General features: G+C 42.6%; 8 protein-coding genes and 1 pseudogene. 7 read left to right on the top strand and 2 right to left on the bottom strand.

Annotated elements, in window-relative coordinates; genetic code table 11:
* The first annotated feature begins 19 nt into the window (after positions 1-19).
* The 7 genes and pseudogenes from D479_RS12345 to D479_RS20245 all read left to right on the top strand — a co-directional run bounded on the left by D479_RS12345 (position 20) and on the right by D479_RS20245 (position 6,329).
* Positions 20-1,818 (top strand): annotated as a pseudogene (locus D479_RS12345) (IucA/IucC family siderophore biosynthesis protein).
* Between the two features lie 19 nt (positions 1,819-1,837).
* On the top strand, positions 1,838-3,055 hold the full coding sequence (locus tag D479_RS12350) for an aspartate kinase (protein ID WP_008637522.1): 1,218 nt from the start codon (positions 1,838-1,840) through the stop codon (positions 3,053-3,055).
* 159 nt (positions 3,056-3,214) lie between these two features.
* Positions 3,215-3,559, top strand: coding sequence for a hypothetical protein (locus tag D479_RS12355; protein WP_008637524.1), 345 nt, complete (start codon positions 3,215-3,217; stop codon positions 3,557-3,559).
* A 15-nt stretch (positions 3,560-3,574) separates the two neighbouring features.
* Entirely contained in the window at positions 3,575-3,838 is a 264-nt protein-coding gene (locus tag D479_RS12360) for a hypothetical protein (RefSeq protein WP_241210931.1), read from the top strand.
* A 91-nt stretch (positions 3,839-3,929) separates the two neighbouring features.
* Complete coding sequence (locus tag D479_RS12365) at positions 3,930-4,151, top strand: hypothetical protein (RefSeq protein WP_039871423.1); 222 nt, start codon at positions 3,930-3,932, stop codon at positions 4,149-4,151.
* 178 nt (positions 4,152-4,329) lie between these two features.
* A complete protein-coding gene (locus tag D479_RS12370) occupies positions 4,330-6,102 on the top strand; it encodes an AAA family ATPase (RefSeq protein WP_008637530.1) in 1,773 nt (590 codons plus the stop codon).
* A gap of 50 nt (positions 6,103-6,152) precedes the next feature.
* Entirely contained in the window at positions 6,153-6,329 is a 177-nt protein-coding gene (locus D479_RS20245) for a hypothetical protein (RefSeq protein ID WP_008637531.1), read from the top strand.
* A 235-nt stretch (positions 6,330-6,564) separates the two neighbouring features.
* On the opposite strand, the gene D479_RS12375 is transcribed toward D479_RS20245, so the two are convergent.
* Together D479_RS12375 and D479_RS12380 are read right to left on the bottom strand one after the other, a co-directional pair.
* On the bottom strand, positions 6,565-7,974 hold the full coding sequence (locus tag D479_RS12375; RefSeq protein ID WP_008637532.1) for a DUF4179 domain-containing protein: 1,410 nt from the start codon (positions 7,972-7,974) through the stop codon (positions 6,565-6,567).
* Entirely contained in the window at positions 7,955-8,488 is a 534-nt protein-coding gene (locus D479_RS12380) for a sigma-70 family RNA polymerase sigma factor (RefSeq protein WP_008637533.1), read from the bottom strand. The genes D479_RS12375 and D479_RS12380 overlap by 20 nt, the downstream gene beginning before the upstream one ends.
* Positions 8,489-9,294 lie beyond the last annotated feature (806 nt).

Below are 9,294 nucleotides of genomic sequence, written 5' to 3' on the forward strand. Positions count from 1 at the left end.
AAAGAAAAGAGGGATTGACGTGTTATTTCAAGATATTCAAGAACAGCTGAAGGAAGACGATTGGAAGAAAGTGAACCAGCGACTGATGGCGAAGATGCTTGCGGAATATATGTATGAGGATATGATCCATCCGACGGAGGAACGTACCAACACGTACCGGCTCGAAGCAAAGGAAGGGACGGTGTACACCTTCCGGGCAGAGCCGCGCCTGTTTGACAGCTTCGACGTCGACTCCCGGTCCATCCGCCTGATCACAGAGGACGGGGAGCAGGAAGCAGACAGCGCGGTCGATCTGCTTATCGATCTTCAGGAGACGATCGGAATGTCCCCTGAAACGACGGGACATTTAATCAAGGAATTGAATGCCACGCTGATCGCGGACGTCCACCTGTTAAACAAAAAGGACCTTACCTCCCGGGAGCTGTTGGATATTGATTATGCCGAGCTCGAAGGCTACATGACCGGCCACCCGTGGATCACCTATAACAAAGGGAGAATCGGCTTCAGCTACGGCGACTACCTGCGGTTTGCACCGGAGCAGCATCAGGAAGTGAAGCTGTCATGGATCGCTGTACATAAGACGCTCGCCACGTTCCAGGCGGTCGACGGCTTGAACTGGGACGACCTGTTGGAGAAGGAGCTGAGCGAAAAAGACCGGACTCGTTTCAAGGAGGTCGTCCGACAATCCGGCGGCCGGGCGGAGGACTACTACTTCTTCCCTGTCCATGAGTGGCAGTGGGAAAACACGATTGTCCAGAACTTCCCCCAGGAGCTTGCAGAAAAAAGGATCATCCCGGTCGGCGACGGTGCGGACAGCTACCTGCCGCAGCAATCGATCCGCACCTTCGTAAACAGAAGCTCTCAGGAGAAGCACCACGTCAAACTGCCGTTGAGTATTTTGAACACGCTCGTTTATCGCGGTCTGCCGTCCGAGCGCACGAAAATAGCGCCGAAAGTGACCGAACTCATCAAAGGGATGTACGAACAGGATGACTTCCTGAAAAACGAATGCCGGGTCATCCTGCCGGGAGAGAATGCCAGCATCAACGTCGATCATCCCCATTACTCGAACGTCGCTGATGCGCCGTATCAGTATTTGGAGATGCTCGGGACGATCTGGCGCGAAAGCATCTACACGTATTTAGAGGAAGGGGAGCAGGCGATCACGCTGGCCGCGCTTCTTCATGAAGACCATGAAGGAACGCCGTACATTAAAGAAACGATCGCCGCATCCGGTCTTGATCCTGATACGTGGATGCAGAAGTTCTACAAGGTCGTCATGGACCCGCTGCTTCATTACTTGTACCAATACGGCACGGTCTTCTCCCCGCACGGCAGAATACGATCCTCGTTTTGAAAGATTACCAGCCCCATCGACTTGCGATCAAGGACTTCGTCGATGACGTCAACATTACCGATCAGCCGTTTGAAGAATTGAGCGGCTTGTCCGACGAAATGAAGGAAGTGCTCCGCAGCGAGCCGCCGGAAGGGCTCACGCAGTTCATATTCACCGGCCTGTTCATCTGTCACCTCCGTTACTTGAGCCAGTTGATGGAGCGGCACGGCATGCTTGGCGAACGGCGCTTTTTCGAACTGCTCGCAGCGTCCATCCATGACTACCAGGACAGGTTCCCGCAGCTGAAGGAGCGGTTTGAACTATTCGACTTCTTCCAGCCGACATTGACGAAGCTGTGCCTGAACCGCAACCGGATGGTCGATTACGGGTATGCCGACGGCGAAGATCGCCCGCACGCCTCTGAATTCGGCCGGGTCACCAATGCCCTTGCCGAGTTCCAACGAATCGAGAAAAGCCACTGACGAATGGGAGGGAAAGACGATGGCCATCATCGTGCAGAAGTTCGGAGGTACATCCCTCCAGTCCACCGAGCGAATCGCAGCCATCCGGGACCGGATCCTGCTGGAAAGAGAGAAAGGCAGCCAGCTGGTCGTCGTCGTATCAGCAATGGGGGATTCCACCAACCGCCTGCTTTCGCTTGCCAAAGAACTGACGAACCGTCCCGATCCGCGGGACATGGATCTTCTGCTTGCGACAGGAGAGCAGGTTTCCTGTTCGCTCCTCTCGCTCGCCCTGAAGGAAAAAGGGGCCGATGCCGTTGCCCTGACCGGCCCACAAGCCGGCATCCAGACAGAACACGCCTACGGGAAGGCACGGATCACGAAGATTGCTACGCGTCCGATCCAAGAGCAGCTGGATGCCGGTAAGATCGTCGTCGTCGCCGGCTTCCAGGGCAACGCCGGTGAAGGAGAAATCTGCACCCTCGGCCGAGGAGGGTCCGATACGACAGCCGCAGCGCTGGCTGCGGAATTAGGGGCCGAACGCTGCGACATTTTCACAGACGTCGACGGCGTCTATTCCGCGGATCCACGTTCGGTCCGAGGAGCGATCAAATACAGCTGCATGGACTACGAAAGCCTGCTTGCGATGGCAGCGGCAGGAGCGTCCGTCATCCATCCACGGGCGGTCCTCCATGCCAGAAGCCACGACGTTCCACTGCACGTCCGGTCCAGCTTCCATACAGACCAAGGAACCCGCATCGAACGGCTGGCTCCCGGCCTGACAGCGCCCGGCGTTACCGGTATCACCGGACAGAAGGGGCTGACGCTTCTCCGCATGACCGGCGATATCGACCTGAGGAAGCTGCGGGAAACCCTTGCTGAAGCACACGTCACCTGGAGCGGCATAGCAGCCGCCAAGCGTGATGCGTATGCCATTATAATGAAAGAAGAAGAAATCTATGAAACGATGAACCGGATCAACCGGAAAAAAGAGACACTAGGAATCCATACCGTCACACAGGAGCCGGGCAAAGCACTCGTGCATCTCGTGTGCGGATCAGAAGACCAAAAAAAGAAGCAAGCGAACCTGATCCGGACAAGCCCTCTTTTCCAAGCGAAGGAGGTCGAGACGGCCGACTGCCACCCCGAAGCGTGGAGCGCCCTCCTGCCTGAAAAGAACCTCGATGCATGGATGCAGCAGCTTCACGATCGAGTCCTATTAAAACAAGACAACCAGCATCCCGTCGCCTACGGATAGGATGACAAAGGCCTGATCGATGATTCGATCAGGCCTTTGCTTATGTAAAACGATAAGCGCCTTCCATAGGGGAGTGGAATTTTGATATAATTGGCAGCAATTGTTAGATTTCTTGATTCCACAGGAAACGGCAATAGAAATCAACGAAGGAGGGTAACAATGAACGTCGAGGTGTTAGATGCTTGGATACCCTTCGCCATCATGTGGGGATCGATGGGCAGCGCCGTCGGGATGACGTACGTCAAGATGGAGCCGGAGGAGCGAAAGGAAGCGAGAGAGGAGATAACTTCGCCGTCCTATATCGTTACCATCGGCTTTCTCGTCGTCGGAGGATTCCTTGCGTCGCTCGGGCAGACAGGTTCCGTTCCACTTATCAACCGGATCGGCATCGCCCTGCTCGCTATAAGCGGGATCACGACGGCTGTCGGTGCGTGGCGAAACAATAAAGGGAAAAGCGTACGAGCCGTCATCCTGACATCGATTACTATTTATTTTTTTACATAAGAAGGAGGAATTATGTTGCATCGTGTCATCCCGGTAGATAAAGAAAGTCGCTGGCAGCTGTTGTCGATTCTTTGTGCATGTTTAGGCGCCGCCTTATGGCTGCCGAACTTTCTATTAAACTATGGTTACGGATTCTGGATGGGAACGTTCATCATCAATCCGATCGGTGTCGTATTCGGAATACTTGGCGGCAGCCGGCTTGGAATCGTCTTGAACAGTATCATGACCTTCCGTTTCCTTATCTTCATGTTCGTGGGCTACGCCCTGGCAGCTTTTTAATGCTGCGGAAGGATAAGGAATCTATTCCTACATACATAGTATAAAAAGGAAACTTCAGGAAGATTTGATGCCATAAAAAAGGAGGTTCACTATGACTATGTCTTTTCTGTCCCTCGTTCTCTTTCCGGCATTGGTCACAGCTTTCGTCGGATATTATCTTTCCACTCATAAACAGACATGGGGCATTTATGCGGTTGTATTGATGCCCGTATTGTTCATGTATATGTTAGGGAGTTATCAAATATTGTGGAGCATTCCTTTATCCCTTGTCGTTGTGTTACTTCGTATATTTTGGACGTATAAGAGATCGTAGATGGCATAGATATCTTGGGTTCAAGTCTTAAAGAAACGGGCAGGTTAGTTGAAGACTCAGTTTCGAGATAATTGGCAGTTAAGTATATAGTATAGAGCATTGTCAATTAATTAATATTTGAAAATTATAAAAATTCACATTCCCCTTATGTTAAAATAAGGAAGTGGGAGGGGTCGATTTGAAACTATCAAAATTAACTATAAGGAACTTTAAAGGTATAAAAGAATTAACATTACATATTGAAGACATTTCTATTGTTATAGGCCCAAATAATAATAGTAAGAGTACTATACTACAAGCATTAAAACAATTCGGTTCAAAAGAAACAAAATTAGATCAAAGCTTTTATCATAATTATGAAACCTCTAATCCTGTTAGTTTTCATGCTACTTTCACGGATATTACGTCAGAAGAATTAGACTTGCATGGTATAAGAAAGTCAGTACATGAAGATAGTGGTAATTTTATTGTGCGGGCAATTTATAATTATGATCAAAAAGTAGAAAGAGCATCTAAAACTACTGGTGAGGAATCTCACGATTTAAATTATGAAGGATGGGATGGAAAGTTAGGTGGTGGAAAGGATGGAACCCATTTTTTAAATGCCTTCCCAGAAATAGTCTATATACCAGCTGTTAAGGATGCATCAGATGATTTGAAAAATAATTCTCAATACATGAAAACTTTATATTCACTATATAAAAGCGTTATAAAAAACTTGGATGAATATAAGGAAGCGGAAGAGAAGGCACGTTTATTGCAGGACAAAATAAATAAACATAATGATGAAAAAATTAATTACTTTGAAGAGGAAGTTCAAGAATTTTTAAAAGACGTAACTTCAACAAAGATTAAGTTTAATGTTAATGTCAGTCCATTAGAAGATATTGTAAGTACTTCAGTGGAACCTAACTTCGATTTTAATGGATTAGAAACAACGTTAAAACATCAAGGAAATGGTGTTCAACGAACTTTTATTTTGTCTATATTTAAAGGTTTTAAATTATTCAAGAAAAAATTTAATGAAGAAGAGAAAGGTGTTAATAGACCTTTAATAATTGCTATAGAAGAACCTGAATTATACCTTCATCCTCATTTAGCAAGAGTATTCAAAGATACACTCTACAACCTGGTGGATGAAGGATTCTTCCAAGTTATAGCAACTTCTCATTCTCCAAATTTTATTGATCTTTCAAAACCACATCGTACTTTAATCAAATTAAATATGAAAGAGGATAAAAAAATATCTGTTAAGCAGGTGAATTCAGATATTTATGGTTTACCTGATCAAGAAAAAGAGAGGTTTCAAGCTCTTTTAAAGTTTGATCCCTACGTAAATGAAATGTTTTTTGCAAATAATGTGATATTAGTTGAAGGAGATACTGAGGTAGTTGCTTTAAAGTCAATTGGTGAAAAGTTAGTTGAAAGTGGTGAATTGGAAGAAGAGGTTTATCAACGAACATCTGTCATTAACTGTGCTGGTAAAGGGACCATGTATGTTGTTCTAAATGTTTTAAATAACTTTGGAGTTGATTACACATGTATTCATGATTTTGATATTACTGAATACAACAAAAAAGGTGATATAAGAACAGTCCCGTCTTTAAAGGCTGCTCTTACACTTAATCATAAGATAGAGAGATTATGCGAAATTGGTGAATCGCCAAAGTACGTTTTCCAACATACTTTTGAAGCTGAAATGCCCGAGGATTATGAAAAAGGAGAGTCAAAATCCTTTGCTGCATATGAATATATAAAAAATAAATCTATCCATGATATTCCAGGTAACCTATTGAATATAATTAAGCTCGCTTATAAACAGAAAAGTAATGAACCAATTGATCATAAGAATCATATACTTCTTGAATATTATGATTGGGAGAATATCAATGAGGTGAAGAAACAATGGGAAGTTCCAAGAGAAGACTATGTTATACGTGTAGGTTGTTAACTTGTTCTACCTGAATAAACCTAATCAATATACTAGTAGGAGGTAATTGTATGTGGAATAGAAATAAGAATACAGGCCCTGGTGGAGGCTTGTCTACAGGTCCCAAAGGCGGAATGTCAACAGGTCATGGAGGGGGGCTTTCTACAGGCCCAGGAGGTGGACTCTCCTCCGGTCCCAAACCATATATGAGTAACGTCCCCCTTGGCCCGTATTTGTTGAAGAATTAGAAAAACGGGGTCTTTATCAATATGCTGAAACTATAACAAAGTATCATTTAAAGTAATTTGTTTATGAATATGCTTATATCTACAATTTAAGCTAGTGAATTTGTTATGTTTTTTTAAGTGAACCTGATATTGGGTTTACAAGACTCGGGGTCTATTCTAAAATAACCTTTTATTTCCAAAAACAGCGCGACTTCCAATTCAGAAGTTGCGCTGTTTTTTGATGGAACATAAATTATCAAAAAGAAATATCAATTTTAATAGGATCTAATTCTATTGGAGCGTTTGAACTGAAAATTCCAAAGGGAACCATAAGCGAATATTCCTTGAGATTGAAATTTGATTTTATTTCAAATGTTGACTGTAAATGCAATTCACCTTGATTAATAATTTCTCCATTATTACCGTAGATAAGAGAGTCTTCTTTTAAAGCTTCATACTGAGCTTGACCATCTGCCCCTGCAATTACGTCTTCAGACCGGATAAGCTTAATTTGATTGGCGAAATTAAGAAAGTTATCTTTCTTTAATTTTTCTCGGTCTACATTCTTAAGATAATAATCAATCGTTAGCAGTCGATGGTTCATTTGAACATTTTCTACCACTATTGTGTATCCAAATCGATCGCTTTGGATTTCAAAGGGGGTCTTCTGGAAAGCTTGTATCGTATCAAATTCATCTCTGCTTACTTTAGGATGAATCAAAATATAGTCATCCTTCTCGTTGAGTGTACTTGAGAAAAGAGACTGTTCCTTCACTTTTATAGATTCATTGGTTTTATTTACACTTAATGTTTTACCGATGTTCCTTTTCGACAATTGGTCTCCTTGTGCATCCTCCACGTCGATACTAAAGTGGTCATCTTCTCCATTCTTGGGTCGTGTGGTGGTGTAATTAAGAATGGTCGTAGCTTCACCTTTAGTTATAGAATTAAGACTAAAGGAATAGCCCCCTTTGGTTGTTGTATCATGTCCGTCTATTATTATTTTTTCTGGAGTTCTTTGTTCAATGGGAATGTCGAATTTCCATGTTCCTTTCTTACCTAGAATGGAAGTAAAGGTGATCGGAAGAGTAAAGTCCTCGCCTATGGATTGGTCGCGTTGCTGAAACTCCATGGCTCCGACAAACCCTTCCTCTGTTTCTTTTAATTGACTCATGGAACCTCCCCATTGATTTTGTTCATCTCCATTAAATAAATAATAACTATAACCGGCTTGTGGACTGTTTTTTCTGTCCATAGCCTCTATCGAAAGCTGATCGGATGTTACTTTAAACGTAATACCAAGGAGAGTGTTGTCATAATAGGCACTGGTTATGGTTACGTCTACACCGTTACTTGTGGCTGTTTCATTAAGTTCTGTGACTAACTGTTTATTGAATAACTCACTCCCGACAGGAAAGGAAATTTCATCATAAACAAAATTTAGTAAAGGGACTTTCGCAAGGACTTCGGTTATGGGTGAAAAAACTAATCCAGAGACCAGGATCAGCGAAGCAGCTGCCGATGAGACCATGGCAGGTAACTTCCAGTGCTTTTTATTGGGAGTTTCTTTTTTACCTGCTTGAATGCCGTTTGTAATAGCCTTGTCTAACTCTTCTTCTGGGACTTCGATTGAATTCCAACGTTCCTCAAACCAGTCTTTTTTCATCGATATTCACTCCCCCTAACACCTTTTTTAGTTCACCTTTGGCACGACGAAGGTACGTTTTAATGGTTCCTTCTGGCTTATCCATGATTTCAGAAATGGTGTGAATGGACTGGTCATGAAAATAAAAAAGGATAATAGCCGTTCTGTAATGGTAATCCAGGTTAGTTATCGCTGAGATTAAGTCGATTTTTTCTTCTACCTCTATGGATTCTTTCCTTTGAAAGTTAGAGAAGTCATCCGTAAGAACAACCTTCTTCTTCTTTTGAAGGACATCATAAGCCGTATGTATTAAAATCTTCATCAGCCAGGCGTTAAACAACTCAGGCTTTTTTAGCTGAGCTAAAGACACAAAGGCTTTGGTAACAGCTTCCTGTACAATATCGAGGGCGTCCTCTTTATTTCTGACATAGAGCCAAGCCGTTTTATAAAGTTTTTCTCTTTGTTCGTTAATTAATAATTCAAAGGCCTCTGCATTCCCTTTGATCGCTTTTTTGACCGTCTTTTTGTGTGCCAATGTGTCACCTCCTTACTTATATGAGGGAGCAGCCCCTTGAAAAGTTTCAATTTTTTCATTTTTTTGAACTATGATAGACCTTAACATATAAAACTTGGATATAATTTATGAAAGTTCCAGATATATTTGACTGTAGGAGGAATTATACGTATTGGAATTGAAGAAGAAAATAGAGGTATCTTACTATTTCGATATAGGTAGAAATCTAATCATATTTGAATTTATCTCGAAATCGAGTCTTCCAGAGAAGGGGCAATTCTTTAACAGAAGAATTGCCCTCTTCTTAATGTTTTGGGCAGGTTTGTGGGAGACTCAGTTTCGAAATAATTGATTCACTTCATAATTGGAAAAGGTTGGATTATTAATGGTATGGTTGTAATATCTACAAAATTAAAGGAGGTAGGTTAGGTGTTTTCATGACTTTATTTTATGAAGTCATTCTAAGTTACTGAAATGGTGAATAGGAGGATTGATGATGAGGTCATTTTTCTTAGGGATAGCATTATTAGTTAATCTGTTTTATATTGCAATCACTCTTTTTGGTCTAGACAATTATTTAGGTATTAGGGTAGGTAATTATAATGCTACATTGGGAGTTTTGCTATCTATCAGTTTAATTTTTTCTTTGTTTATTTTTTTTAATGACAAACGAAATCATATAGATTCTTTTAAAACCTTCTCTTTGATAGCGGTTTTCCTTAGTATTGGAACGTTTAGTTGGTTTATCTTTCTTAATATTCTAAGTTTATTTATAGGCATGGCTTAGAAAATAATTATTTTCTTTCTTATTTATTGAATTATATGTT

The sequence above is a fragment of the Halobacillus sp. BAB-2008 genome (assembly GCF_000328325.1).
Taxonomy (GTDB): domain Bacteria; phylum Bacillota; class Bacilli; order Bacillales; family Halobacillaceae; genus Halobacillus.

Bases quoted from the DNA above. Each gene is read 5' to 3' on its own strand.
- D479_RS20245 (WP_008637531.1), top strand. From the start codon at position 6,153: ATGTGGAATAGAAATAAGAATACAGGCCCTGGTGGAGGCTTGTCTACA.
- D479_RS12375 (WP_008637532.1), bottom strand. From the start codon at position 7,974: ATGAAAAAAGACTGGTTTGAGGAACGTTGGAATTCAATCGAAGTCCCA.
- D479_RS12350 (WP_008637522.1), top strand. From the start codon at position 1,838: ATGGCCATCATCGTGCAGAAGTTCGGAGGTACATCCCTCCAGTCCACC.
- D479_RS12365 (WP_039871423.1), top strand. From the start codon at position 3,930: ATGACTATGTCTTTTCTGTCCCTCGTTCTCTTTCCGGCATTGGTCACA.
- D479_RS12355 (WP_008637524.1), top strand. From the start codon at position 3,215: ATGAACGTCGAGGTGTTAGATGCTTGGATACCCTTCGCCATCATGTGG.